General features: G+C 56.5%; 23 protein-coding genes. 13 read left to right on the top strand and 10 right to left on the bottom strand.

The window, feature by feature from the left end; translation table 11 throughout:
- Positions 1–115: 115 nt before the first annotated feature.
- The gene (locus BM205_RS15450) at positions 116–1789 is read left to right on the top strand and encodes a VRR-NUC domain-containing protein (protein WP_092415762.1); all 1674 of its coding nucleotides are present in this window, start codon (positions 116–118) and stop codon (positions 1787–1789) included.
- Entirely contained in the window at positions 1789–4053 is a 2265-nt protein-coding gene (locus BM205_RS15455) for an ATP-dependent DNA helicase (protein WP_254783915.1), read from the top strand. The genes BM205_RS15450 and BM205_RS15455 overlap by 1 nt, the downstream gene beginning before the upstream one ends.
- Before the next feature lies 1 nt (position 4054).
- On the opposite strand, the gene BM205_RS15460 is transcribed toward BM205_RS15455, so the two are convergent.
- The 3 genes from BM205_RS15460 to BM205_RS15470 form a co-directional block, all read right to left on the bottom strand.
- Complete coding sequence (locus tag BM205_RS15460) at positions 4055–4333, bottom strand: TFIIB-type zinc ribbon-containing protein (RefSeq protein ID WP_092415764.1); 279 nt, start codon at positions 4331–4333, stop codon at positions 4055–4057.
- A gap of 65 nt (positions 4334–4398) precedes the next feature.
- Positions 4399–5091, bottom strand: a complete 693-nt coding sequence (locus BM205_RS15465; RefSeq protein ID WP_092415765.1) for a Bax inhibitor-1/YccA family protein — start codon at positions 5089–5091, stop codon at positions 4399–4401.
- A gap of 42 nt (positions 5092–5133) precedes the next feature.
- A complete protein-coding gene (locus BM205_RS15470) occupies positions 5134–5487 on the bottom strand; it encodes an HPF/RaiA family ribosome-associated protein (RefSeq protein WP_092415766.1) in 354 nt (117 codons plus the stop codon).
- 98 nt (positions 5488–5585) lie between these two features.
- Between BM205_RS15470 and nhaR the strand changes: the two genes are divergently transcribed.
- Positions 5586–6506 carry a transcriptional activator NhaR gene (gene nhaR / locus BM205_RS15475; protein ID WP_092415767.1) on the top strand — a complete coding sequence of 307 codons (921 nt, stop codon included), beginning with the start codon at positions 5586–5588 and terminating at the stop codon, positions 6504–6506.
- A gap of 26 nt (positions 6507–6532) precedes the next feature.
- Here the strand turns inward: nhaR and BM205_RS15480 are convergent, their stop codons facing one another.
- Complete coding sequence (locus BM205_RS15480) at positions 6533–7549, bottom strand: AraC family transcriptional regulator (protein ID WP_175511279.1); 1017 nt, start codon at positions 7547–7549, stop codon at positions 6533–6535.
- Between the two features lie 160 nt (positions 7550–7709).
- Here BM205_RS15480 and BM205_RS15485 point away from each other — a divergent pair, with 160 nt between their 5' ends.
- Both BM205_RS15485 and BM205_RS15490 read left to right on the top strand, forming a co-directional pair.
- The gene (locus BM205_RS15485) at positions 7710–9392 is read left to right on the top strand and encodes an AMP-binding protein (RefSeq protein WP_092415769.1); all 1683 of its coding nucleotides are present in this window, start codon (positions 7710–7712) and stop codon (positions 9390–9392) included.
- Positions 9393–9405: 13 nt separating this feature from the next.
- Positions 9406–10173 carry an SDR family NAD(P)-dependent oxidoreductase gene (locus BM205_RS15490; RefSeq protein WP_092415770.1) on the top strand — a complete coding sequence of 256 codons (768 nt, stop codon included), beginning with the start codon at positions 9406–9408 and terminating at the stop codon, positions 10171–10173.
- A gap of 60 nt (positions 10174–10233) precedes the next feature.
- On the opposite strand, the gene BM205_RS15495 is transcribed toward BM205_RS15490, so the two are convergent.
- Positions 10234–10695 (bottom strand): thioredoxin family protein, encoded by a 462-nt coding sequence (locus BM205_RS15495; protein ID WP_092415771.1) that lies wholly within the window; start codon positions 10693–10695, stop codon positions 10234–10236.
- A gap of 280 nt (positions 10696–10975) precedes the next feature.
- Between BM205_RS15495 and BM205_RS15500 the strand changes: the two genes are divergently transcribed.
- Entirely contained in the window at positions 10976–12241 is a 1266-nt protein-coding gene (locus BM205_RS15500) for a lipoprotein-releasing ABC transporter permease subunit (protein ID WP_092415772.1), read from the top strand.
- Positions 12234–12944 (top strand): lipoprotein-releasing ABC transporter ATP-binding protein LolD, encoded by a 711-nt coding sequence (gene lolD, locus BM205_RS15505; RefSeq protein ID WP_092415773.1) that lies wholly within the window; start codon positions 12234–12236, stop codon positions 12942–12944. Before BM205_RS15500 ends, lolD begins: the two co-directional genes overlap by 8 nt.
- Here lolD and BM205_RS15510 read toward each other — a convergent pair.
- Together BM205_RS15510 and BM205_RS15515 are read right to left on the bottom strand one after the other, a co-directional pair.
- A complete protein-coding gene (locus tag BM205_RS15510) occupies positions 12935–13852 on the bottom strand; it encodes a YihY/virulence factor BrkB family protein (RefSeq protein WP_092415774.1) in 918 nt (305 codons plus the stop codon). The two genes, lolD and BM205_RS15510, sit on opposite strands and share 10 nt — an antisense overlap.
- Before the next feature lie 125 nt (positions 13853–13977).
- Positions 13978–14475, bottom strand: coding sequence for a hypothetical protein (locus tag BM205_RS15515; protein ID WP_092415775.1), 498 nt, complete (start codon positions 14473–14475; stop codon positions 13978–13980).
- A gap of 161 nt (positions 14476–14636) precedes the next feature.
- On the opposite strand from BM205_RS15515, the gene rpsO reads away from it, so the two are divergent.
- Together rpsO and pnp are read left to right on the top strand one after the other, a co-directional pair.
- Entirely contained in the window at positions 14637–14906 is a 270-nt protein-coding gene (gene rpsO / locus BM205_RS15520) for a 30S ribosomal protein S15 (protein WP_014007042.1), read from the top strand.
- A 317-nt stretch (positions 14907–15223) separates the two neighbouring features.
- Positions 15224–17359 (top strand): polyribonucleotide nucleotidyltransferase, encoded by a 2136-nt coding sequence (pnp, locus tag BM205_RS15525; RefSeq protein ID WP_092415832.1) that lies wholly within the window; start codon positions 15224–15226, stop codon positions 17357–17359.
- Between the two features lie 80 nt (positions 17360–17439).
- Here the strand turns inward: pnp and BM205_RS15530 are convergent, their stop codons facing one another.
- The 3 genes from BM205_RS15530 to fdxA form a co-directional block, all read right to left on the bottom strand.
- Positions 17440–18573, bottom strand: a complete 1134-nt coding sequence (locus BM205_RS15530) for a Fic family protein (protein ID WP_092415776.1) — start codon at positions 18571–18573, stop codon at positions 17440–17442.
- A gap of 209 nt (positions 18574–18782) precedes the next feature.
- Entirely contained in the window at positions 18783–19871 is a 1089-nt protein-coding gene (locus tag BM205_RS15535; RefSeq protein WP_092415777.1) for an NAD(P)/FAD-dependent oxidoreductase, read from the bottom strand.
- A 237-nt stretch (positions 19872–20108) separates the two neighbouring features.
- A complete protein-coding gene (gene fdxA, locus BM205_RS15540) occupies positions 20109–20432 on the bottom strand; it encodes a ferredoxin FdxA (RefSeq protein ID WP_041742182.1) in 324 nt (107 codons plus the stop codon).
- Between the two features lie 309 nt (positions 20433–20741).
- Here fdxA and BM205_RS15545 point away from each other — a divergent pair, with 309 nt between their 5' ends.
- The 4 genes from BM205_RS15545 to BM205_RS15560 all read left to right on the top strand — a co-directional run bounded on the left by BM205_RS15545 (position 20742) and on the right by BM205_RS15560 (position 24947).
- Complete coding sequence (locus BM205_RS15545) at positions 20742–21680, top strand: cation diffusion facilitator family transporter (protein ID WP_092415778.1); 939 nt, start codon at positions 20742–20744, stop codon at positions 21678–21680.
- Between the two features lie 37 nt (positions 21681–21717).
- Entirely contained in the window at positions 21718–22128 is a 411-nt protein-coding gene (locus BM205_RS15550) for a hypothetical protein (RefSeq protein ID WP_092415779.1), read from the top strand.
- A 108-nt stretch (positions 22129–22236) separates the two neighbouring features.
- A complete protein-coding gene (gene pncB, locus BM205_RS15555; protein ID WP_092415780.1) occupies positions 22237–23430 on the top strand; it encodes a nicotinate phosphoribosyltransferase in 1194 nt (397 codons plus the stop codon).
- 107 nt (positions 23431–23537) lie between these two features.
- Positions 23538–24947 (top strand): sodium:proton antiporter, encoded by a 1410-nt coding sequence (locus BM205_RS15560; protein WP_092415781.1) that lies wholly within the window; start codon positions 23538–23540, stop codon positions 24945–24947.
- Positions 24948–24949 lie beyond the last annotated feature (2 nt).

Here is a 24949-nt window from a genome sequence, read left to right on the forward strand (position 1 = left end):
ACTGTACGTTTATACAGTTAATTAGTACATGAAATCGTAAATAAAATCGTCAATTAAGGTAACTGCCAGTTATACCGGAGGTATTGTGCCTCCGTTGCGCCCCTGTACTCCGACCATGAACAAAACGCTGGAAAACCGTTTCTATTATCTGGATAACTTCGTCACTGTTGTCGAGTCGGTACGCGCCCGTTATCGCCATTTGCTGAACAACGAAGAACAGGTGTTCGTCGATGGCTTCGGCAGTTTGCCGCAATCCTCCGCGGCATTGCTGGTACGGATGGTGATACGCAAAGGCGAGCTGTTTCGGCTTGGCAAGCTGCGTTACGACGAAATCGGCTGCACGGAAAATGCGGCGGCGCCGCTGGTAAAGGCTGGCTGGATAAGCCAGCAGCCGCTGGTGGATATCGAACAACTTTTCAGCGTGCTCACCAAAGTCGAAATCGCTGCGGCTTTCCCGCTGTTGCGACATAGCAAAGTAACTCGCAAGAGCGAACAGTTGGCCTTCCTGCGTGAGGCAGGGGATGCGGGGGACGATACAGCGTGCATGCGCAGCCTGGCCGAATGGTGGCCTGACGCTGGCGACAGTTTGTTGCAGTTGTCCAGGCCGATTGCCGCGTTATGCGATCGCCTGCGCCTGATGTTCTTCGGTAATTTATATCAGGACTGGTCGGAGTTTGTGCTTTCCGAACTGGGCATTTTCAAATATGAACAGTTTGACTTATCTCCCGATACCCAAGGTTTCAGCAGCCGTCGGGACATTGACGATTACCTGCACCTGTATGCCTGTCGCGAACGGTTTCTAAGCGGCGAGGCGCCACAGGTGGTGGTGGCTGATATTGCCGCCGATCCTTATCTGAATCCTTGGCTGGAAGAGCGCCGCAGTAAGTTGCTATTTCAGATTGCCCGGCACCATGAGCGCAATGGCGAGTTGCCGCAGGCGCTGCGGCTGTATGCCGACAGCAGCCGGCCCGGAGCACGCTTGCGGGCGATCAGGGTGCTGGAGCGTTGCGGCCAGCTTGCCGTCGCATTTGAGTTGGCACAGCAGGCTGAACTGCAGGCCGAAAGCGAAGCCGAACAACAGCAGTTGTTGCGCGTAATGCCGCGTCTGCGGCGCGCGCTAGGCTACCCAAAGTTGCCGAAGTCTTCTACCGCGAGCATTATCCAGCGCGAGATCGCCTTGCCGCGGCCTGATCCCGGCATGTCGGTCGAGACCGCGCTCGGCCAGCATCTAGGCTGTGCAGATGCACCTGCACACTATGTCGAAAATGCATTGATCAATTCGCTGTTCGGCCTGTTGTTCTGGGACGCCGTGTTCGCGCCGGTGCCGGGCGCTTTTTTCCATCCGTTCCAGAGCGGTCCGGCAGACCTGCACAGTGCCGATTTTCGACTGCGCCGGGCGCGCCAGTTTGAAGACGGTTTTGCCTTGCTTCACAACGGCGGCTATCGAGAGACCATCCGGCGGAATTTCCGGATCAAGGAAAATATCCAGTCGCCATTCGTGTTCTGGGGCGCGATCGACGATGATTTGCTAGCCATGGCGCTGGAATGCCTGCCGCCATTGCATCTGGAAAAGTGTTTTGAGCGGATCCTGCAGGACATCAAGAGCAATCGTTCCGGTTTGCCTGACCTGATCCAGTTCTGGCCGGCAGAAAAACGCTATCAGATGATTGAAGTCAAAGGGCCGGGCGACCGCTTGCAAGACAACCAGATCCGCTGGCTGGATTACTTCGCCAGCCATGAAATCCCGGTAGCAGTGTATTACGTGCAATGGGCGGAGAAAAGCGCGTGATGACGCCAGATGCTTCCCCTGCTCGTTACGTGGTCGCGGTGCGCGCCCTGTGCGAATTCACCGCAAAGCAGGGCGATCTGGACCTGCGCTTCACACCGTCGCCGACTGCGCAGGAAGGCATCACCGGCCATGCCGTAGTGGCCTCGCGCCGCTCCGCTTCTTATGAATCGGAAGTCAGCCTGAGCGGTAGCTTCGGCCCGTTGCTGGTGCGCGGGCGCGCCGACGGTTACGATCCGCAGCTGAACCGGCTGGAGGAGGTCAAGACTTATCGCGGCGATCTCAGCCGCATGCCGGACAACCATCGTCATCTGCACTGGGCGCAGGTCCGGATCTATGGCCACCTGCTATGTCAGAGCCGGCAGCTGGATGAATTGCAGCTGGCGTTGGTCTACTACGATATCGGCAGCCAGAAGGAAACCTTGCTGACTGAGCATCTGACCGCCAAGCTGTTGAAGCAGTTCTTCGAAGATCACTGCCAACGCTTCCTGGCATGGGCCGAACAGGAAATGACGCATCGTGCCGGGCGCGATGTGCAACTGACAGCCTTGCCGTTTCCACATGCGGATTTTCGTCCGGGCCAGCGCGTGATGGCTGAGGCGATCTACAAAAGTACTGTGAGTGGCCGTTGCTTGCTGGCGCAGGCTCCCACCGGTATCGGCAAGACCATCGGCAGCTTGTTTCCGATGCTCAAGGCGAGCCCGGGCCAGGCGCTGGACAAGATCTTTTTCCTCGCAGCCAAGACCTCGGGCCGGGCGCTGGCGCTGGAAGCTGTGACGCGGATCCGGCAAAGTGCGCCGGCGCTACCTTTGCGGGTGCTGGAACTGGTAGCGCGCGACAAGGCTTGCGAACATCCCGATAAAGCTTGTCATGGCGAATCCTGTCCTTTGGCCCAAGGATTTTATGACCGCTTGCCGCAGGCGCGCAGTGCCGCGATCGAAGCCGGCGCGATGGATAAGGAAAGCCTGCGCCAGGTCGCCGCCGCGCATCGGGTCTGTCCCTATTATCTGAGCCAGGAGATGGCCAATTGGTCGGATGTGATCGTTGGCGACTACAACTACTATTTCGATGTGAGCGCCATGTTGTACGGCATGGCCAACGCCAACCAGTGGCGGGTAGGGGTGCTGGTTGACGAGGCGCACAACATGATCGACCGCGCGCGCAAGATGTATTCCGCTGAAATGGAATACATCCACCTGAAAACCTTGCGAAAAACCGCACCGCCGGCGCTCAAGCGCGGACTGGACCGGGTTAGCCGCCAATGGGGAGCCTTGGGCAAGGAACAGGATGGCGAATACCAGCATTACGCTGAAATACCGGAGGCGTTTGTCGAGGCATTGCTGAGGGCGGTGGCCGACATTACTGACTATATGGTGGAGCATCCGGCCGCCATGGACAGCAACTTGCAGCAATTCTATTTTGACGCCTTGCACTTTACGCGCATGGCTGAACTGTTTGGCTCGCATTCGCTATTTGATATCACCAGGCAGGGTGGGCATGGCAGTACCTTATGCATCCGCAATATCGTGCCGGCGCCTTTCCTGACGCCACGCTTTGCCGCCGCCCGTAGCACGGTGCTGTTTTCGGCAACGTTAAGTCCCTGGCATTTTTACAGCGATACGCTGGGCATGCCGGCCGACACGGCCTGGATCGACGTGCCGTCGCCTTTCACCGCGGATCAGTTGACGGTGCAACTGGTGACCGGTATTTCGACGCGTTTCCTGCATCGGGAGCGTTCGCTGTCTCCCATCGTCGATCTGATCGCGCGCCAGTATCAGCAACAATCCGGTAATTACCTGATGTTTTTCAGCAGTTACGATTACCTGCAAAAGGTCGCCGCGCTGTTTGCCGAACGTTACCCGGAGATTCCACTGTGGCTGCAGGCGCGTCGCATGGATGAACGGGAACGGGAAGATTTCCTGGCGCGCTTTACCGATACCTCGCAAGGGGTTGGTTTTGCCGTGCTGGGCGGTTCGTTCGCCGAAGGCATCGATCTTCCCGGTGCGCGGCTGATCGGCGCTTTCATCGCAACGCTAGGGCTGCCGCAGATCAATCCGGTGAACGAACAGATCATGCGGCGCATGGGCGAGACTTTCGGCAACGGCTATGACTACACCTATCTTTATCCCGGCATGCAGAAAGTGGTGCAAGCCGCGGGCAGGGTGATCCGTACGCAGCAGGACCGTGGTGTGGTGTACCTGATCGACGATCGTTTTGCGCGGCCGGAAATCAAGCAGTTGCTGCCGGCGTGGTGGCAAGTTGCATGAATCAGTCGAATAGCTCCTGCCAGAAACTTTCCTTTTTCTTGGGGCGGCGATAGTCGTTGTAATGCGAGCCTTGCTGTGGTGCGTGGTACTCGGGCCGGGGTTGTTGCTGTCGCGGTGCTGGTACCTGCGCGTTGACCAGTTCCTGAGTCGATTGCTGGATGATCTTGTCCAGTTCACCGCGATCCAGCCAAACGCCGCGGCAGCCGGGACAATAGTCGATCTCGATGCTTTGGCGTTCGCTCATGACGAGCTCTTTGTCTTTACATACAGGGCAATACATATCCACTCTCCATCACGTTTAATGTTGATAAAGAGCAGGCGCGCGCTGCGCACCTGCCCCGAGACTTACTCTTTGTTGGCAAAGCCCAGCAACTGCAGCAGGCTGGTGAACAGATTGAATATCGAGACGAATAAGCTGACGGTGGCCATCACATAATTGGTTTCGCCGCCGCGCACGATATTGTTGGTTTCGAACAGGATCATGCCCGACATCAGCAGCACGAACACTGCGGACACGGTCAGCGACAAGGCCGGGATGCTGAAGAAAATTGCAGCCAGTCCGGCTACGAAAGCGACCAGCACGCCGACCGTCAGCATGCCGCCCATGAAGGACAAGTCACGCTTGGTGACCAGCGCATAAGCGGACATCCCCAGGAAAATGGCAGCAGTGCCGGCCAGCGCCATCATCACCGTCAAGCCGCCGTTCGGCAGATTCAGGTAATGGCTGATGATCGGTCCCAGGGTGTAGCCCATGAAACCGGTCAGCGCGAATACCAGCCCGACGCCGAGACCGCGGTCGCGGTATTTCGTCACCATGAACAGCAGGCCGAAATAGCCCCCCAGGGTGACGATGATGCCAGGGCTCGGCAGGCTGAAAGCTACCGAGGCGCCTGCGACGATGGCGCTGAAACCCAGGCACAGCGATAGCAACAGATAGGTGTTGCGCAAGACCTGGCGTGCCGCGCCATCCATCACCGTGGTGGTTGCATACCGGATGTTGCTGCTTCTGTTTCGGAGAGTGTTGTAACGGTTGTTCATGAGGGTCTTTCGTAATTTATTTACGTAAATTCGTTCGTAAAATCAGATGAGAGCGGCTTCAGTTACCGGTACCGTGTATTTGGTATGCCGGATCGATTTCGCTCGCGACAACAGACGGTCTATCGCCTGCGCGGCACGATGCGCAGCCTGGTCGACCATGGCGGCGATATCGTCCCCTTTTTCGGTGACGACCACGGTTGGGAGGCCGGGCAAGGTAAGGTGAAGCTGGCAATGTTTGTCGATGCCGCCTTTAGGCCCATTCTGGTCGCTGATGCGCACCTTCATTGCCTGGATGCTGTAGTGTTTTCTGTCGAGCGTAAGGCTCAAGCGATGGATTACATACTCGCGCAGTCTGCGGCTGAGTTTTACACCTTTTGCAACGATGGTCGGTTTCATCAAAGACTCCAGTTCGTTTCAGGAGAAACCATCATATAGTCGCGACATAATTTTAAAAAGCGAAGATAATCGAACAATTACTTCTGAAAAACAGAACAATGAAATCATCGGGATTGAATTTTCGGCACCTGCATTATTTTTGGGTAGTGGCCAAGGAGGGCAGCGTTACGCGCGCTGCAGAGCGTTTGGGGCTGGCCGTGCAAACTGTCAGCACTCAGATTTCGTTGCTGGAGCAAGCGATAGGAAAGTCGTTGCTGGCGCCGCAAGGGCGGCGCCTGGTGCTGACCGAGGCGGGGCGCCTGGCGCTGGGTTACGCCGACCAGATTTTCCTGTTGGGCGAGCAGATGCAGGAAGCGCTGGCTGTCGCTGAAGATGAGCCCACCATGCGGCTGGCAGTCGGCATTTCCGATTCGCTGCCGAAATTGATTTCTTCACGCTTGCTGGAAGCCGCATTGCGGCTGCCGCAGCGGGTAAAGCTGGTGTGTTACGAGGATAAATTCGAATCGCTGCTGGGCGACCTGACCCTGCACAAGCTTGATGTAGTGCTGACCGACCGGCCGGCGCCTTCCGGCACGGCATTGCGCGTATTCAGCCATTTGCTGGGAGAAAGCGACATCGCGCTGTTTGGCAACAAAGAACTGGCGAAGCGTTATCGCGCAACATTCCCGGCCAGCCTGAACGGCGCGCCGTTGCTGCTGCCTACTCGCAATAACGTGATTCGCGGGCGCATCGACCACTGGTTTGAATCGCGCGATCTGCGACCGGACGTGGTGGGAGAGTTCGATGACAATGCGCTGTTGAATACCTTCGGCCGTAGCGGCCTAGGTTTATTTCCGGCGCCGTCCGCCCTCGCGGCAGACGTCGAGGAACAGTTTGGCGCAGTGCCGATTGGCGAGCTGGATCAGGTGCACGAACAATTTTATGCGGTTTCGAATGAACGTAAGATCAAGCATCCGGCGGTTGAAGCGATTTTATCGGCGATACATGGGAAGGCTTTTATTCCCGCCAAACGCAAGTGAATAGTAAATGAGCAATGGCAGGTGAGCTATAACGTCGCTGACAAAGCACGCCGATGCTCACCCGGACTGCTCCCGGTCCATTTCTTGAACGCCCGGTGAAAAGCACTTGAGTCGGCAAACCCGAGACTGATCGCTATCTCTTCAATGCTCCTGGTCGAGCCGCTTAAATAGTTGATCGCCAGGTCGCGCCGCAGATTGTCCTTGATCGCCTGATATGATTGTCCTTCCTGGCTAAGCTTGCGGCGCAGGGTCGAGGCCGGCGTGTGCAGGTGTTTCGACATGCTGTCGAAATCCGACCACTCGGTCAGCGGCAAACGGCGCAAACGGCGTCGGATGGTGGCTGCCAGGCTATTGTGATTACTGTATTTTACCAACAGGTTGCCCGGTGCTTCGCGCAGGAATGGCTTCAGCGAGCGTTGGGTTTGCACTATCGGCAAAGCCAGGCAAGCAGCGTCGAAAGTGATGCTGGTTTGGGCCTGGCCGAAACGCGCCTGGTCGCACAGTCGGATCTTGTAATCCAGGCTGGTGAGCGGCTCCTCGCAACGGAAGTCCGCCGATAGCAATTGGATGCGGCGTCCAATCAGCCAGCTACCGACACCGTGCACGATCATCAGGAAGGCGCCATAGGTAAACATGCGGCGCGGACTGCCGGTTTCGTTGATAACGATGCGGGCCAGGCCGTCTTGCTGCGAGAGCGTTGCCGACATGTCATCCAGCACCAGCCGCAGGAAATCCAGCATGCGTTCCAGGCCTTTGCCGAGAGTGGCGCTATGGAGGGCGCCGCGGCATAGCATGTTGAAGCTGCCAACGCGCATCGGATGGCTATCCAAGCCGAAAAATTCATCATCCATGGCGTGCGCGATCAGGTACCACAGCTGGCCGTAATTGGAGGCAGCGACCCGTGCGTTGGGCGTGTTCAGCCAGCGCGGAGAAATACCGGCCTGGAGCAGCAGCGATTCGGTATCCATGCCGCGCTCGCGCATGCTGCGCAGTGCTTCATCGACAAAATCGATCGCGATAGTGCCTTTTTCCCAATCTTTCATAAATTCATTTGCCTGCTTATTGCAATTTCGATCAATGCTGATGATCGCTTTTGACATGGCTCTCAGCCGCTAAGTATTCTAGACTTAGTAGCAGTAGTTCCATTTCTGATAACAAAAAGAGCTGATTAAGCCCGCCATTTTAGGTTAGAGGAGAACACTCATGTCATCTGCTTTGCCAGCCGACGCAACCACTGCGGCCGCTACCGTTCCGGATTATGCCCAGTTTTATGCGGATTTCAGCGCCGACAGCATTGCTGCCGAGCTGTCCGGGAATCTGCAAACCGGTATCAATGCGTGCGTTGAATGTTGCGATCGCCATGCCACGCCCGGCCGCATAGCGCTGTTTTGGGAGGGTAAGGATGGCCGTAGCGCGAGTTATACCTTTGCCCAGCTCAAGGAGTTATCGGGCCGTTTCGCAAATTTCCTGAAAGCACAAGGCATCCAGCCGGGCGATCGCGTAGCCGGATTATTGCCACGCACGCCGGAATTGCTGATTGCGATACTCGGCACCTGGCGCGCCGGCGCGGTGTACCAACCTCTGTTCACCGCTTTCGGTTCGAAATCGATCGAATACCGGGTGGCTGCCAGCGAGGCCAAGCTGATCGTTACCGACATCGATAACCGCCACAAGCTGGAGGACGTGCCGGATTGCCCGCCCATCATGACTGTCGTCGGTGACAACGAAACGCAAACAGGCGATTTCAGCTTCTGGGCCGAACTAGAGAGCCAGCCGACCGAGTTCGCGCCGGTGATGCGCAAGGCTGACGACGCTTTCATCATGTTGTTTACGTCGGGCACGACCGGGCCGGCCAAAGGCGTCGCGGTGCCGTTGCGGGCAATGCTGGCGTTTTACGTCTACACCCGGTATGCGATGGACGTGCGGCCGGAAGACGCTTTCTGGAATATCGCCGATCCGGGCTGGGCCTATGGTTTGTATTATTGCGTAACCGGACCCTTGCTGATGGGGCATGCCATCACCTTCTACGAGGGGTCGTTCACGGTCGAAAGCACCTACCGGATCATCGATAAATACAAGATTACCAACCTGGCAGGTTCGCCCACCGCGTATCGGATGCTGATTGCCGGCGGTGAAGAGGCCGCGGCGACGGTCAAGGGCCGTCTGCGTGCTGTCAGCAGTGCCGGCGAACCCTTGAATCCTGAAGTGATTCGCTGGTTCCGCGAGCATCTCGCTTGTCTTATCAACGATCACTACGGCCAGACTGAAACAGGCATGGTGTTGTGCAATCATCATGGATTGAAACACGAGGTGCATATGGGTTCGGCCGGCCTTGCCATGCCAGGTTACCGGCTGGCGGTGCTGGATGATGACCAAAATGAACTGGGAGTTGGCGAGCCGGGCGTGCTGGCAGTGGATCGCCGCCATTCCCCGGTGTACTGGTTCCGGGGTTATTGGCAGCACGATACTGACAATAGCGACAACGGTGATTACTACATCACTGGCGATACAGTCGAGAAAAACCAGGACGGCAGCATCAGCTTTATCGGGCGCGGCGACGATATCATCACCTCGTCCGGCTATCGCATCGGACCCTTCGATGTCGAAAGCGCATTGCTGGAACATCCTGCGGTGGTCGAGGCGGCAGTGGTCGGCAAGCCGGACCCCGAGCGTACTGAGCTGGTCAAGGCTTTTGTCGTCTTAAGCAAGGATTATCAAGCAAGTGCGGAACTGATCGCCGAGCTGCAGCAATACGTCAAGCATCGCCTGGCCGCGCATTCCTATCCGCGCGAAATTGAATTTTTAACAGAATTACCCAAAACCCCAAGCGGCAAACTGCAGCGCTTCATCTTGCGCAACCAGGAAGTCGCCAAATCCAAAATGTAAATAAGAGAAAAACATGCAAATTGAAAATAATGTATTCCTGATCAGCGGCGGCGGTTCCGGCCTGGGTGCGGCGACCGCCGCCATGCTGGTGCAGGGCGGCGCCAAGGTGGTGATCGCCGATATCAACCAGGAAGCCGGCGCTGCATTGGCGACGCAGCTGGGCGCCAATGCCCGCTTTGTGGCTACCGATGTGTGCAGCGAAACCAGCGCTACGGTAGCGGTCAACACCGCTCTCACCGTATTTGGCGGCTTGCACGGATTGATCAACTGCGCCGGCGTGGCGCCTGCCAAGCGTATCGTCGGCAAGGAAGGGCCGCATGCGCTGGAAGATTTCAGCCGCGTGGTCCAGATCAATCTGATCGGCACGTTCAACATGATGCGCCTGGCCGCCGACGCAATGAGCAAGGGCGAGCCGAATGCAGATGGCGAGCGCGGCGTGATCATCAACACCGCTTCGGTAGCTGCATTTGATGGCCAGATAGGCCAGGCCGCCTACGCCTCGTCCAAGGGCGGGGTAGTGGCCTTGACCTTGCCGGCAGCGCGTGAACTGGCGCGCCACGGCATCCGCGTGATGACGATTGCGCCCGGCATCATGGAAACGCCGATGTTGCTGGGCATGCCGGAAGAAGTCCAGGATGCGCTTGGGAAAATGGTGCCGTTCCCGTCGCGCCTGGGTAAGCCGGCTGAGTTCGCCGCATTGGCGAAAACCATCATCGAGACGACCTACCTGAATGGCGAAGTGATTCGTCTCGACGGCGGGATTCGGATGGCGCCTAAGTAATAGCGCATTGCACAGTAGTTGTCGAACAGTTATTGAATTGCAGGGCGGCTGAATGCAGGTTTAGCCGCCTTGTCGTTTTACGATCTCTTTATTGAAGAAATCATAGATGCCGTTCTCGCCCATGCGGCGGGCGTCCGCCAGTTCGCCGGCCTTGGTCGAGTACAGGATCTGGTTGTCCGGATTGAGCAGCACAGCGGCTGGAATACCCTTTTTGATCGGGTTGCCGTAAGACTGGGCGACATCGAGATTCTTGTCGAAATTGCCGACGTCGACTTTCACCAGGATGAACTTGCCGTCGATCAGCGCCGCGCTTTTGCCATGTATCGCTTTGTCCAGCTCGCGGCAATCGGTGCACCAGTTGGCGCCGAAAACCAATATCACCTGCTTGTGGCTGCTCTTGGCCTGGCTTAATGCCTGGCTTACGTCGGTCTTGGCGTCAGCCTTTTCGTCATAGGGAAGCGAGGCAGCGGCTACCGCTTGCGCCAATAACAGCCCCAGGCATAGAGTAAAGAATTTTTTCATCTGCAATCCTGTTCAGGTTGGGTCGTCATCCGGCATTTGCCGAAGCCAGATGCCGGATGTTTTACGAATACGGTCGTATCCCAAATAGTATATTTCGTTTTGGCAATCGGTGGGCCACCCTGGCTGACAGCGTGATTACGCAGTTTTGGGAGTGTTTTGATTTTGAACGATAGTGCCCGCTTTCGATCAGAGTAAGCGCATTAGCAGGCGCAATAAGTTGTAAAGCTCCGTAAGTTTGCCAAATTATGGCAAACTGCGGGCTGATTTCGGGAGCCCCGTGTTGAGCATCTTAAAAAATTTACCGTTCGAATGGCTGGTCGGCATTCGCTATACCCGTGCGGGTAAGCGCAGTGGCCGTAACAGCTTTATTTCCTTCATCTCGCTGATATCGATGGCCGGCATCGCCCTGGGCGTGGCGGCGCTGATCGTGGTGCTGTCTGTGATGAACGGCTTCCAGAAAGATGTGCGTGACCGCATGTTGTCGGTGCTGGCGCATATCGAGGTGTTCGATGCCTCCGGCGCCATGCCGAACTGGGAAGAAGTCGCCAAACAAGCGTTCAGGAACAAGGAAGTGATCGGCGCCGCACCCTACGTCGATGCCCAGGCCATGCTGGTGCATGAAGGCGTGCTGCGCGGCGTGGCGATACGCGGCGTACTGCCGGCCGAGGAACCGAAGGTGTCGGATGTGGCCAGCAAGGTCAAGCAAGGCAGCTTCAACGACCTCAAGCCGGGCGAGTTCAATATCGTACTGGGCATAGAGCTGGCGCACGCCTTGAGCGTCGGCGTCGGCGACAAGGTGACGTTGATGGCGGCCCAGGGACAGGTGACACCGGCCGGCGTGATTCCTCGCCTGCGGCAATTTACCGTGGCGGGAATTTTCGAGGCTGGCCATTTTGAATACGATTCGACCCTGGCTTTCATCCACCTCGAGGATGCGGAAAAGATGTTCCGCCAGGATTCGCCGTCCGGCGTGCGCCTGAAGGTTACCGACATGCTGCAGGCGCCGCAGATCGTGCAGCAGCTGGCGACTACGCTGCCGCCCAACTTGTATCTGCGTGACTGGACCCAGCAGAACAGCAACTGGTTTGCGGCAGTCAAGACCGAGAAACGCATGATGTTCATCATCCTCACCCTGATCATCGCGGTGGCGGCCTTCAACCTGGTATCGACGCTAGTGATGACGGTAACCGACAAGCAGGCCGATATTGCCATCCTGCGTACCCTGGGCGCCTCGCCCGGTTCGATCATGAAGATTTTCATGATCCAAGGCGCGCTGGTGGGTTTGATCGGCACCGCCATCGGGGTCGGGGCCGGCGTGCTTGTGGCCCTGAACATCGACGTCATCGTGCCGTTTATCGAAAACCTGCTGCACGTGCAGTTCCTGCCGAAGAGCGTGTATGTGATTACCGAATTGCCGTCAGACTTGCGCTGGCCGGATGTCTGGACTATCGGCGGTGTCGCCGTGGTGCTGGCCTTCCTGGCGACTTTGTATCCGAGCTGGTGGGCTGCCCGGGTGAAACCTGCTGAGGCATTGCGCTATGAGTAATACAAATAATCAGACCAACAATCAAATCGTCCTGTCCTGCCGTGGTTTGGGAAAAACCTTCACCCAGGGTAGTTATTCGGTGAAGGTATTGAACGGCATCGATATCGATGTCGCCAAGGGCGAGCAAGTGGCGATTGTCGGTGCTTCAGGCTCGGGCAAGTCGACCCTGCTGCATTTGCTGGGCGGCCTGGATGCGCCGACTGCCGGCAACGTCAGCCTGCTGGGCAAGGACTTCACGACGCTGGGAGAAAAGACGCGCGGCGACTTGCGCAATAATGCGCTCGGTTTCGTCTATCAGTTCCATCATTTGTTACCGGAATTTTCGGCGCTGGATAACGTCGCCATGCCGTTGATGATTCGCCGTCTCAAGCGTAGCGATGCGCAACAGCAGGCGCGCGACATCCTGGCGCGGGTCGGCCTGGCGGAGCGTGTGATTCACGTGCCGGGCGAGTTGTCCGGCGGCGAGCGCCAGCGGGTGGCGCTGGCGCGGGCGCTGGTTACCCGGCCGGCATGCGTGCTGGCCGACGAGCCAACCGGCAATCTGGACCGTGCCACTGCGCAGATGACTTTCGACCTGATGCTGGAGTTGTCGCAAACACTGGGCACAGCGTTCGTTATCGTCACCCATGACATCGAACTGGCGCGTCGCTGCGGTCGCATCCTGCGGCTTTCAGAGCGCGGGCTGGAACCGTATCAGGACTGAGTCGAAGAAGACGGGGCCGGCGTCGACTGACTGCCGGCATCGTTGTTCAGGTGTTGCAGGCTGCCAAAAAACAAGGCGTACTGGCGCGTGAACTGCGCACCGAAAAAGAAAATCTGCGCCGAGTAGTAAATCCACAGCAACAAAGCAATCACCGAGCCGGCGGCGCCGTAGCTGGAGGCAATACCGCTATTGCCGAGATAGATGCCGATCAGGTATTTGCCCAGCACGAACAGGGCAGCGGTGCCGATCGAGCCTATCCATACATCGCGCCACGGCAATTTGACCTGCGGCAGCATCTTGTAGATCGAGGCGAACAGGCTGGCAATTACAGCGAACGCAAACAGTTGCGATAGCGGCGAGAAAATCGTCGTGACGCTGATCCAGGTGCCGCCCAGGTACTTCGCCAACAGCGCCAGCGCGGCGCTTACTACCAGCGATGTCAGCAACAGGAATGCCAGCACCAGTATCAGCCCGAACGACAGCAGGCGGGTCCGTATCAGAGACATGATGCCCGATTGCTGGGTACGCTCAACGTACCAGATTTCGTCCAGGCTATCCTTCAGCTCGGAAAATACGGTGGTGGCGCCGACCAGCAACACCAGTACGGCAATCACTGCCGCTATGGGGCCGGAACGATCGTTGTGGGCGGCAGCCAGCAATAGCTGGATGGCGTCGGCGCCGGTCGGGCCGATCAAGCCAGACAACTGGCCAAAAATTTCTCCACCTGCGGCCTGCTCGCCAAATACCGCTCCGGCAATGGCGATCACCAGTATCAGCACAGGCGCCATCGAGAACAGGGTGTAGAAGGCCAGGGCCGCACCTTTGCTGCCGGAGCGCTGCTTGAACCATTCCTGCAAGGTGCCGGCTAACATCGCCTGGACGCGTTGACGTGCGGGGAGTTTTATCATTTATGCCGCTTTCCTGAAAAATGACTGCCAAAAAATTCCGTCATCCCCGCGAACGCCTAGTCCGGGGCGCGTAGCCGAGGGCGCCAATGACATGACAAGGGTTATTCAAGCTTTTCTTAAAACCGTTACATGCCAAACCGGGTATGTTCATAACGTGGGTCCGGTCCGTTTTCGAGTTTGCGTACAATCCCGCTGTCATCGAAATAAACCGTCATCATCGAATTCCAGACGCCGCTTTCCTTGTAACCGTAGTTCCAGCCATTCAACTTCACGCGGCTGTAGTAGATGGTTTCGATCGGCTTGCCGATGGTCCGCAAGACATCGTTCTGGTTGAACTGATTCACTTTGATGGTGGCGAATTTTTCCAGAGTCAGTACTTGCTCATAGGAAACCAACTTGCGATCCGGGCCGATTTTTGCCATGTAGGTCGCCTGGCCAAACGGGCCGCGGGAATACTCCAGTAATACATCGTTGCCGTCTTGATAAGTTCCGGTCGGTTTCCCCAAGCGGGCCAGCACCTGCGCCTCAGGTTCGCCGGGATTGACCGGCGGCGCCAGCAGGGAGGCGCAACCACCAAGGCTTAGCAGCAAACCGGCTAGAAGAGTGGGAAAAAAGTGTTTCATGGCAATACTCCAATATTGATTGTTGTCGGGAGCGCTAACTATTTGAATCAGCAGGATTTTTGCTATATACTGCGCGTCTGGTCATTCGACCGGGTTCTTTAATTGTTTGTTCACGGTGCATAGGGTTACGTACTCTGTACACCGCTTGTGAAAGGTAAAGCATGACTATCGAAAAAACTGCCAAGGCCGCTATTATCACTGATAATGCGCGCGGTCAAAACGACACCGGCTCCCCAGAAGTGCAAGTTGCGCTGCTGACTGCCCGTATCAACGACTTGAACGGTCACTTCAAAGCCCACGCTAAGGATCATCATTCCCGCCGCGGCTTGATCATGATGGTTAACCGTCGTAAAAGCCTGCTGTCCTACCTCAAAGGTAAGGACCTGAATCGTTACCGTTCGCTGATCGAAAAACTCGGCTTGCGTAAGTAATAGTCAGTGCGCGACTCGTCGTCGGCCTCCGATATTTTTAGCGACATCCAGTTTCGATATTTCGTGACGATGTCCGTGGTCCGTCGATAAGTTGAAAAAAAATGCCTGTATCAGTCTCTGATGCGGGCATTTTTGCTTTTGCGGCAGCTTATTTGCGGCAAATTTATCTCTGCACAAGTTTTAAAAAGTAAGAAGTTGAGAAGTTAGTGTTAAAGGCAAGGAGACGGCAATTCATTGGCAACAGCCAGCGATGAATCGTCTGTGGTGAGGTGAACGACAGCGCCTGAAAATCTGTCGGCAAAATGAAAGGATATATTGTGTTTAATAAAGTTACGAAGACATTCCAGTATGGTCAACATCAGGTTACCCTGGAAACCGGCGAGATCGCTCGCCAAGCCTCCGGCGCAGTGCTGGTATCGATCGAAGATACCGTTGTGCTGGCTACCGTTGTGGCACGCAAAGATGCCAAGCCAGGTCAGGATTTTTTCCCGTTGACCGTTGATTATGTTGAAAAGACTTACGCTGCCGGCCGTATTCCAGGTGGTTTCTTCAAGCGCGAAGGCCGTCCTTCCGAAAAAGAAACCCTGACATCGCGCCTGATCGATCGTCCGATCCGTCCGTTGTTCCCAGAAGGTTACCTGAATGAAGTGCAAGTCATCATTCACGTGTTGTCGGTCAATCCTGAAATCGATCCTGATATCGCTGCAATGATCGGCGCTTCGGCTGCCTTGTCGGTTGCCGGTATTCCTTTCGCCGGCCCGGTTGGCGCTGCGCGCGTTGGTTATATCGACGGCCAGTACGTCTTGAACCCGACCACTTCGCAACTGGCCAAGTCGGCCATGGACCTGGTGGTTGCCGGTACTGAAACTGCCGTGCTGATGGTGGAATCCGAAGCCAAGCAATTGTCGGAAGAAATCATGCTGGGCGCGGTTGTTTTCGGCCACGAGCAATCGAAGGCTGTTATCAACGCGATCCACGAACTGGTACGCGACGGCGGCAAGCCTGAAGTTGAATGGAGCCCGGCGCCAAAGAACGAGGCACTGATCGCTCGCGTTGCGCATTTCGGCGAAGCCAAACTGCGTGAAGCCTATCAGACCAAAGACAAGCAAGCCCGTACTGCCAAGTTGAAAGACGCTTTTGCTGAAGTCAACACAGCACTGGCTGCTGAAGCTGCATCGATTAGCGCTACTGCACCTGATTCTTCGGAAGTCAGCGGCATCCTGTTTGACCTGGAAGCCAAGATCGTCCGTTCGCAGATCCTCGAAGGCGAGCCACGTATCGACGGCCGCGATACCCGCACTGTGCGTCCGATCACGATCCGTACCGGCGTGTTGCCGCGTACCCACGGTTCGGCACTGTTCACCCGCGGTGAAACTCAAGCGCTGGTAATCGCCACGCTGGGTACCGCACGCGACGAACAAAAGATCGACGCGCTGATGGGCGAGTATTCGGACCGCTTCATGCTGCATTACAACATGCCACCGTTCGCCACCGGCGAAACCGGCCGCGTCGGTACGCCTAAGCGCCGTGAAATCGGCCATGGCCGTCTGGCTAAGCGCGCACTGCAAGCAGCATTGCCGGCGCCGGAAGATTTCAGCTACTCGGTACGCCTGGTATCGGAAATCACCGAATCCAACGGTTCGTCGTCGATGGCTTCGGTCTGCGGCGGCTGCCTGGCGTTGATGGATGCCGGTGTGCCGATGCAAGCACACGTTGCCGGTATCGCCATGGGCCTGATCAAGGAAGGCAGCAAGTTCGCCGTCCTGACAGATATCCTGGGCGATGAAGATCACCTGGGCGACATGGACTTCAAGGTAGCCGGTACCGCCAACGGTATCACTGCTTTGCAGATGGATATCAAGATCCAGGGCATCACCAAGGAAATCATGCAGGTCGCATTGGCGCAAGCTAAAGAAGGCCGCATCCATATCCTCGGCAAAATGCAAGAAGCGGTACCGCACGGTAAAACCGAGCTGTCCGATTTCGCACCACGCCTGATCACCGTCAAGATCAATCCGGAAAAAATCCGTGACGTGATCGGCAAGGGCGGCGCTGTGATCCGTGCGCTGACTGAAGAAACCGGCACCCAGATCGATATCAGCGACGAAGGCGTCGTGACTATCGCTTCGGTAGATGCTGCTGCAGGCCAGGAAGCCAAGCGTCGCATCGAAGAACTGACGGCTTCGGTTGAAGTCGGCAAGGTCTACGAAGGTACGGTCTTGAAGCTGCTGGACTTCGGCGCAATCGTGCAGGTATTGCCCGGCAAAGACGGTCTGCTGCACATCAGCCAGATCGCCAATGAGCGCGTGAATGCGGTTGCCGACTACCTGAAAGAAGGCCAGCAAGTGCGCGTCAAGGTTCTCGAAACCGATGACCGCGGCCGTTTGAAACTGTCGATGAAGGCAGCTCAGTCTGACGAAGGCGGCGAAGCTGCTCCGGCAGCGGCGCAGTAATTCAGCTGTTAAAAAATGCCCGGGATGCAGATGCATCCCGGGCATTTTTACGTTTGTCAGCTTACGTCTATCGACCCTCGTTACTGAGGTCCCCAACCTTCAATGTTGAGATAGTATCGAGTCGACCGGCCGGCGCCCGCCGGCCGCAACAGTTTCATTTCCTCCAGCTCAATGAGGTCGCGTGAAGACGTGGCGCGCGAGGCGCCGGTAAAATTTTCATACTTCTTCGTGCTCATCCCGCCTTCGAAGCCGCCGGGGCCGGCGTCCAGCAGCGCATTCAATACCTTGCGCTGGCGTGGAGTCAGTTCTTTGTCGCGGTGATTGAACCAGAACTTTGCCTTCACCAGCGATTCATCGACGACTACCGATGCCTGCTCACAAGCGATCCGGACTTGCGCCACGAACCATGCAACCCAGCTGGTTACGTCCAGCGCGCTATGTTGTGCGCGTTCCAGTTCTTTGTAATACTCTCCTCGTTCTTCGAGCAGTCTCTGGGAGATGCGGATCAGGCGGCTGGCTTCGCCGATGTCGCGTGCCAATACCAAATCAACGACGACGCGGCCGACACGGCCATTGCCGTCTTCGAATGGATGGATGGTTTCGAACCAAAGATGCGCAAGGGCGGCTTGAGCAAGGCTCTCCGGTTCTTGTCGACTGTTGAACCAATCGAGCAATCGGTTCATTTCAGCAGGCACCTGCGCGGAAGGCGGTGCTTCGTAATGAATGTTCTCGCTGCCGAGGCGGCCACTCACGATTTGCATCGGCTCTGCGTGCTCACGGTAAGCACCGACGCGGATCTTGCTCATGCCGGAATAGCCGGTCGGGAACAGTGCGGCCTGCCAGGCTTGGAGGCGCTCATGGCTTAGCGGAGCGGCGGCATGGCTGACGGCGTCATCCATGATATCCAGAAGGCCGTCAACATGGCGGGGCGCATTCGGGCCGCCATGATTTGCTACGCCTAGTCTGCGCCCGACCGACGAGCGGACCGCCTGCAGATCCAGGCGCTCGCCTTCAATCGCGGCGGTTGAAACAGCTTCCTGGCTCCATGCCTCCGCTGTCAGTTCCTGGCGCTGCTCAAATCCGAGCGCGGCCAACTTTCCTTCGATGATGCCCTGGGCACGTCTCGTAAGGGCAATTTCAGCGCCAATTAACGCACCATCGTAGTGCATTTTTGGCCAGTCATGGTCCTGCCAGATAAGGTGAGGTGATTTCATGGCTTTATCGACTCATTATTTGAGTTGATTATAGCGCCTAAACGACTCATTGCAAGAGGTGAAAATTACTTGAAAGCGCCTCACTGTAAAAATTACAGGCATCTTGGCCTATCAATGAATGGCGGAGGGGGTAGATGTCTACTCTACAGAGATAAAAAAAGCCGCCCGAGTGATGACTCTCGGGCGGCTTTTTATCGTTGAAACCGGGTTTAATCGAACACTGGCGATTCTACACCCAAAATCTTGTGCAGCTTCGGCGATGTGGTGGTGTACTGCATGTGGATCTTCTTGTCCGGGAAGATGTACGGCGCAGCGCCGAAAGCAGCCAGCGCGGCTTCATGGAAGCCCGACAGGATCAGTTTCTTCTTGCCTGGGTAAGTGTTGATGTCGCCAACCGCGAAAATGCCCGGCACATTGGTTTCGAACTTCTCGGTATCGACTACGCGCAATTGCTTGCGCTCGATATCCAGGCCCCATTCAGCGATCGGGCCGAGTTTTGGCGACAGGCCGAAGAACACCAGCAGGGTATCCAGCGGCAGGCGGCGGGTGACGCCATCCGGGCCGGTGACCTTGATTTCGCTGAGTTTGCCGTCCTTGACTTCATGGCCGGTGACCTGGCCAACCAGGAACTGCATTTCGTAAGCTTCGCACAAGGCTTTCATCTTGGCGACCGACGCTGGCGCCGCCCGGAATTCTTCGCGACGGTGCAGCAGTACGACCGATTCCGCCTTGCCGACCAGATCCAGCGCCCAGTCCAGCGCCGAATCGCCGCCGCCGCAGATCACCAGGTTCTTGCCGTGGAACTGGACCGGATCCTTGACCCGGTAGAACAGTTGCGTATTGTCGAACTGGTCGATGCCGTCGACCTTGATGGTGCGCGGCTGGAACGAGCCGACGCCGGCAGCGATGAAGATGGTCTTGGTGATGAAGCGGGTGCCGGCCGAAGTCTCCAGGTCGAAGCGATTGTCTTCGCGGCGCGCCACCAGCGTGACTTCCTGGTTCAGGTGGAAGGTCGGTTCGAACGGTTCGATTTGCTTGAGCAGGTTGTCGGTCAGTTCCTGGCCGGTGCAGACCGGGACTGCAGGAATGTCGTAAATCGGCTTGTCAGGATACAGTTCCACGCACTGGCCGCCGACCACCGGCAAGGAGTCGATGACATGGGCCTTGATTTCCAGCAGGCCGAGTTCGAAGACCTGGAACAGGCCGACCGGACCGGCGCCGACGATGACGGCATCGGTCTCGATCGGTGTGCTGTTGGCGGAGTTGAGTGCTGCTGCAAGCTTGACGTTGGTATCCATAACGACGATCTGATTCCTGTTTCAGTTGGGTCCCCCAAAACGCCGTGGCGGTGTGCTAACGATGGCTGCGACGGCGATTGGATTAAAATTTCGCGAATTTCTGTCTGACGGCGAATAAATGTTGCGCTGTGGCTGGGGGCAATGGCCTGGCTTAACTTATTAACTTAACTTACTTAGCTAGTGGCTTGACGCCACTGCTGCACCGGACCGCCGTTCAAACAGCGGCCGACAGGCAGCTTAGCGTTGCAAGAAATCCAGCTTTTCTTTTACATCTTTCCATTCCTCGGCTTCTGCCAAAGGTGCAATGGTCTTGGTGATCGATGGCCAGTGGCGCGACAGGTCTTCATTCAGTTTGATGAAATGCAGCTGGTCGGCAGGCACATCTTCTTCTGCGTAGATGGCATTCACCGGGCACTCGGCGACGCAAACTGCGCAATCGATGCACTCGTCGGGGTCGATCGACAGGAAATTCGGGCCTTGGCGGAAGCAATCAACCGGGCATACATCCACGCAGTCGGTATAGCGGCAGCGAATGCAGGATTCGGTCACAACGTGGGTCATAACAACATTCCTATCTGTAATATTGGTCTTGAAGCGGTTCTTGAGGCGGCGGCAAGGGTTTCCCAGCAAGCGGCGCTGTTCTACGCACCCTGTCGCAAAGCCTTGTATTTTAAGGTAATTCGAGGTTTCCCACAAACAGCTGTTATATAGAATCCATATAAGCAAATGTGAAATTCACATTAGCCGCAAATGCCGTTGTATCTGTAGTTTTACCATATCTGTCCAAGGTTTTTTGAGGCGGCCGCTGGATTACTTGCGTGAACTTGCCAAAATGGCTATCGTGAACGTCTTTGTTGCTATGGAATAATTATGTCATCGTCCACGGAAGGCTCTACCAAAGCCATATTTTATGCGTTGGGCGCCAATGGCGGGATTGCGCTAGCCAAGTTTGCCGCGTCAATCTATACCGGTTCCGGCGCCATGCTGGCGGAAGCCATTCATTCGCTGGCCGATTGCACCAACCAGGTATTTTTGCTGATCGGCCTGAAAGAAGCCCGGAAACCAGCCAACGCATCCCATCCCATGGGTTATGCGCGCGTGGTTTATTTCTGGGCGATGATGGTGGCGTTGCTGTTGTTTTTTGTCGGCGGCGCGTTTTCGGTCATGGAAGGCATCGAGCATTTCAAGCATCCGCAGCCGATCAGCGCTCCTTGGGTAGCGTTGGGCGTGCTGGGGGTGTCGGTAGTGCTGGAAGCATTTTCCCTGCGCGGAGCGATGGTGGAAATCCGCAAGATTTCGCAAGGCAAGCCATTCATGCGATGGTTTCGCGAAACCCGGCAATCGGAACTGATGGTGGTGGCAGGTGAGGATATCGCCGCGCTGGCGGGTCTGGCGTTGGCATTTGCTGCCGTGTTGATGACTGTGATCACCGGTAATCCGCTATGGGATGCCTGCGGTACGATTGCGGTAGGCGTGTTGCTGATGGTGGTCGCGGTGATGGTGATACGCGAAGTGAAAGCCATGGTTACCGGCGAGTCTGCCGCACCTGAAGTGCATGCCGCCATCAAGGCGCATATTGAAGCCGACGCCGATGTGGCGAGCATCAGGAATCTGATTTCGATGCAATGGGGCGAGCAAGTCATGATTGCGGTGCAAGCCGTGATGCGGCCACAATCTTCCGATATGGCGCTGATCGATGCGATCAACCGCATCGAGGCCGGGATCCAGGAGCGCTGGCCGCAGGTACACTGGTGTTTCTTCGAACCCGACCATGCGTTGTTGCAAGCGGCTGCAACCGGAGCGGAATAAACCAGCCACATTATTTTTATCATCAGGGAGCATTGCCATGAGCCAGCATCTGTCGCAGCTTTTTCCGCAGTCTCGTCAGCAATTTCGTCTCTTGTCGCTGATGCTCCTGTTTGCCGTCCCGGCCTTGTCGACCTATGCAGCGGGGCCGGTCACGTCGCCAAATCCCGTGATCCAGTCGATCCCTGCCAGCTCCGGGGGAAGTACTAACGCCTTGTCAGCTGAAGATAAAAAGAAATTGCTGGCTGCGCCGGAAACGGACGTCCAGGCAAACCCAAGCGGCAGCGGCGTGATTTTCCAGGGTAGCAATTATTGCGACGATTTACAGCAGCAGATCAAGCGTACCCAAGCGGCCACGGGCAGCTTGAATCAAACCGCGAATGGCAATGTTCCGCAATACGACGAGCGCAGCAAGCTGGAAGCGCGCTATCGCAGCGAATGCGTCAAATAAGCTGCTTTCCGTCGTTTTGCCTGGCTGCTGTTGTAAGATGCGAAATCGATTCCAGGCAATCCGGCAGCAGCCATTCTCTCAGCCATCACCGTCCCGCATTCACACACCATGATCATTACTTCGCTGCTTGACACAGACTTGTATAAATTCACGATGATGCAGGTGGTATTGCATCATTTTCCGGCTGCCGAAGTGGAATATCGCTATAAATGCCGCAATAAAGGGATTGACCTGCGGCCTTACGTCGATGAAATCCGCGACGAAATCGCCGGCCTGTGCCGTCTGCGTTTCCAGGAGCAGGAACTGGCTTATCTCGGCGGTTTGCGCTTCATGAAGAGCGATTTCATCGAATTCCTGAGCCTGTTTCATCTGCAGCAAAAATATATCAGCGTGCAGCCGTCGGCCGCGGATAATGGCGAAATCGATATCGTGATCAAAGGGCCGTGGCTGCATACGATCCTGTTTGAAGTACCGGTGCTGGCGATCGTCAACGAAGTCTATTTCCGTGCCACTGAGGCTGTGCCGGATTATCTTGAGGGACGCAAGCGCCTGCAAAGCAAGATGGCGCTGATTCGCGACGATGCCGCCATGGCCGGTTGCAAAATAGCCGATTACGGTACGCGCCGCCGTTTTTCCCGTACCTGGCACGAAGAAGTGGTGCAGACCTTGCAGCGCGATTTCGCGCAACATCTGGTCGGTACCTCCAACGTTTATTTCGCCATGAAATACGGCATGACGCCTCTCGGCACGATGGCGCATGAGTATTTGCAAGCCTGCCAGTCGCTCGGTCCGCGTTTGCGCGATTCGCAGATTTTCGGGTTTGAAATGTGGGCCAAGGAATATCGCGGCGATCTCGGTATTGCCTTGTCCGATGTCTACGGCATGGCGGCATTCCTGCGCGACTTCGATTTATATTTCTGTAAATTGTTTGACGGCGCGCGCCATGACTCCGGCGATCCGTTCGAATGGGGCGAGCGCCTGATCAAGCATTACCAGGACAATCGTGTCGATCCGTCGACAAAGTCCCTGGTGTTTTCCGATAGCCTCGATTTCGGCAAGGTCAACGCGTTGTACCTGCGTTTCAAGGACCGGACCCGGGTGGCGTTTGGCGTGGGTACCAATCTGACCAACGACCTGGGCTACACGCCATTGCAAATCGTCATAAAGATGGTGCGCTGTAACGGCCAGCCGGTCGCCAAGCTGTCGGATACGCCATCCAAGAACATGTGTGATGACCAGGCTTATCTGAACTACCTGCGCCAGGTTTTCGAGATCGCCGATCCTGTTGCCGCAGCAACATAGTGCAGTGAATTTGTTATTTATTTGATATCTATTTTGTGCTAAAATACTTCGCGCCTTGATCAAGCACCGGTCAATTTCCGATCGATCACCTTATCCGGAAGACTACATTGCATAAAAAAATCCTAGCTATCTTGATTGCCTTCCTGCCTGTAGCTGCGCAGGCAGCAGAACTGGACGGCGCCCAGCTGTCGGTCAGGTGGGGCGTGCCTTTCATGGGCTTGCTACTGTCGATTGCGCTCGGCCCCTTGTTGGCGCCGACCTTCTGGCACCATCATTTTGGCAAGATCACGGTAGTGTGGTCGCTGGCTTTCCTGATTCCGTGCGCACTGGCGTTTGGCGTGCCGACAGCCGCCGCCGGCGTGGTGCATGCCTTCATGGCGGAGTATTTTCCCTTCATTATTTTGTTGCTCGCCTTGTTCGTGGTGGCTGGCGGCATATGCCTGCGCGGCAATCTGCATGGGACGCCGGCCCTGAATACCGGTTTGCTGGCAATCGGGACTTTGCTGGCTAGCTTGATGGGCACCACCGGCGCTTCAATGCTGCTGATCAGGCCTTTGATCCGCGCCAACGACAATCGCAAGCATGTGGTGCATATCGTCGTGTTCTTCATCTTCCTGGTGGCCAATGCCGGCGGCGCATTGACGCCGCTTGGCGATCCGCCTTTGTTCCTGGGATTCCTGAAGGGCGTGGATTTTACCTGGACCCTCAAGAACATCTTTGGCGAAACCATGTTCATGTGGGGTTCGCTGCTGCTGATTTTCTATTGCCTCGACCGCTTTTATTTCCATAAGCGCGAAGAAGAGTTTGCGCCGTCGCTGGATCCGACGCCGGACGATGCCAAACTGCGCTTCGAAGGAAAATTCAACTTTGTGCTGCTGGCCTTGGTGGTCCTGCTGGTGCTGATGAGCGGCTTCTGGAAGCCAGGAATCACTTACGACATCTACGGCACGCCCGTGGAACTGCAGAATCTGCTGCGGGACGGTTTGCTGGTCGTGGTGATCCTGGCCTCGCTCTGGCTGACGCCGAAAATCGCTCGTGAAGGCAATGATTTCAGCTGGGGACCGATTCTTGAGGTTGCCAAATTGTTTGCCGGGATTTTCGTCACCATCGCACCGGTGATCGCCATGCTGCGCGCCGGCGAGCACGGTGCTTTCGGTATGGTGGTCAGCGCCGTCACCGGCGCTGACGGCCAACCCAATAACGTCATGTATTTCTGGGCTACCGGCATACTGTCTTCCTTCCTCGACAATGCGCCGACCTACCTGGTGTTCTTTAACACAGCCTCCGGCGACGCTGCTGAACTGATGACCAGGCTGGCGGCGACGCTGGCGGCGATTTCCTGCGGCGCGGTGTTCATGGGCGCCAACAGCTACATCGGCAATGCGCCGAACCTGATGGTGAAAGCCATCGCCGAAGAACGCGGCATCCGCATGCCGTCCTTCTTCGGTTACATGGGCTGGGCTTGCGTGGTATTGTTGCCATTGTTTGTGATAATGACGTTGATTTTTTTCCGTTAATG

Origin of the sequence: Collimonas sp. OK307 (assembly GCF_900113705.1) — a bacterium.
GTDB lineage: Bacteria > Pseudomonadota > Gammaproteobacteria > Burkholderiales > Burkholderiaceae_D > Collimonas.

What these genes read in the sequence shown, in the direction of transcription:
- BM205_RS15450 (WP_092415762.1), top strand. Translation starts at nt 116, where the DNA reads ATGAACAAAACGCTGGAAAACCGTTTCTATTATCTGGATAACTTCGTC.
- BM205_RS15455 (WP_254783915.1), top strand. Translation starts at nt 1,789, where the DNA reads ATGACGCCAGATGCTTCCCCTGCTCGTTACGTGGTCGCGGTGCGCGCC.
- BM205_RS15460 (WP_092415764.1), bottom strand. Translation starts at nt 4,333, where the DNA reads ATGTATTGCCCTGTATGTAAAGACAAAGAGCTCGTCATGAGCGAACGC.
- BM205_RS15465 (WP_092415765.1), bottom strand. Translation starts at nt 5,091, where the DNA reads ATGAACAACCGTTACAACACTCTCCGAAACAGAAGCAGCAACATCCGG.
- BM205_RS15470 (WP_092415766.1), bottom strand. Translation starts at nt 5,487, where the DNA reads ATGAAACCGACCATCGTTGCAAAAGGTGTAAAACTCAGCCGCAGACTG.
- nhaR (WP_092415767.1), top strand. Translation starts at nt 5,586, where the DNA reads ATGAAATCATCGGGATTGAATTTTCGGCACCTGCATTATTTTTGGGTA.
- BM205_RS15480 (WP_175511279.1), bottom strand. Translation starts at nt 7,549, where the DNA reads ATGAAAGATTGGGAAAAAGGCACTATCGCGATCGATTTTGTCGATGAA.
- BM205_RS15485 (WP_092415769.1), top strand. Translation starts at nt 7,710, where the DNA reads ATGTCATCTGCTTTGCCAGCCGACGCAACCACTGCGGCCGCTACCGTT.
- BM205_RS15490 (WP_092415770.1), top strand. Translation starts at nt 9,406, where the DNA reads ATGCAAATTGAAAATAATGTATTCCTGATCAGCGGCGGCGGTTCCGGC.
- BM205_RS15495 (WP_092415771.1), bottom strand. Translation starts at nt 10,695, where the DNA reads ATGAAAAAATTCTTTACTCTATGCCTGGGGCTGTTATTGGCGCAAGCG.
- lolD (WP_092415773.1), top strand. Translation starts at nt 12,234, where the DNA reads ATGAGTAATACAAATAATCAGACCAACAATCAAATCGTCCTGTCCTGC.
- BM205_RS15510 (WP_092415774.1), bottom strand. Translation starts at nt 13,852, where the DNA reads ATGATAAAACTCCCCGCACGTCAACGCGTCCAGGCGATGTTAGCCGGC.
- BM205_RS15515 (WP_092415775.1), bottom strand. Translation starts at nt 14,475, where the DNA reads ATGAAACACTTTTTTCCCACTCTTCTAGCCGGTTTGCTGCTAAGCCTT.
- rpsO (WP_014007042.1), top strand. Translation starts at nt 14,637, where the DNA reads ATGACTATCGAAAAAACTGCCAAGGCCGCTATTATCACTGATAATGCG.
- BM205_RS15530 (WP_092415776.1), bottom strand. Translation starts at nt 18,573, where the DNA reads ATGAAATCACCTCACCTTATCTGGCAGGACCATGACTGGCCAAAAATG.
- BM205_RS15535 (WP_092415777.1), bottom strand. Translation starts at nt 19,871, where the DNA reads ATGGATACCAACGTCAAGCTTGCAGCAGCACTCAACTCCGCCAACAGC.
- fdxA (WP_041742182.1), bottom strand. Translation starts at nt 20,432, where the DNA reads ATGACCCACGTTGTGACCGAATCCTGCATTCGCTGCCGCTATACCGAC.
- BM205_RS15545 (WP_092415778.1), top strand. Translation starts at nt 20,742, where the DNA reads ATGTCATCGTCCACGGAAGGCTCTACCAAAGCCATATTTTATGCGTTG.
- BM205_RS15550 (WP_092415779.1), top strand. Translation starts at nt 21,718, where the DNA reads ATGAGCCAGCATCTGTCGCAGCTTTTTCCGCAGTCTCGTCAGCAATTT.
- pncB (WP_092415780.1), top strand. Translation starts at nt 22,237, where the DNA reads ATGATCATTACTTCGCTGCTTGACACAGACTTGTATAAATTCACGATG.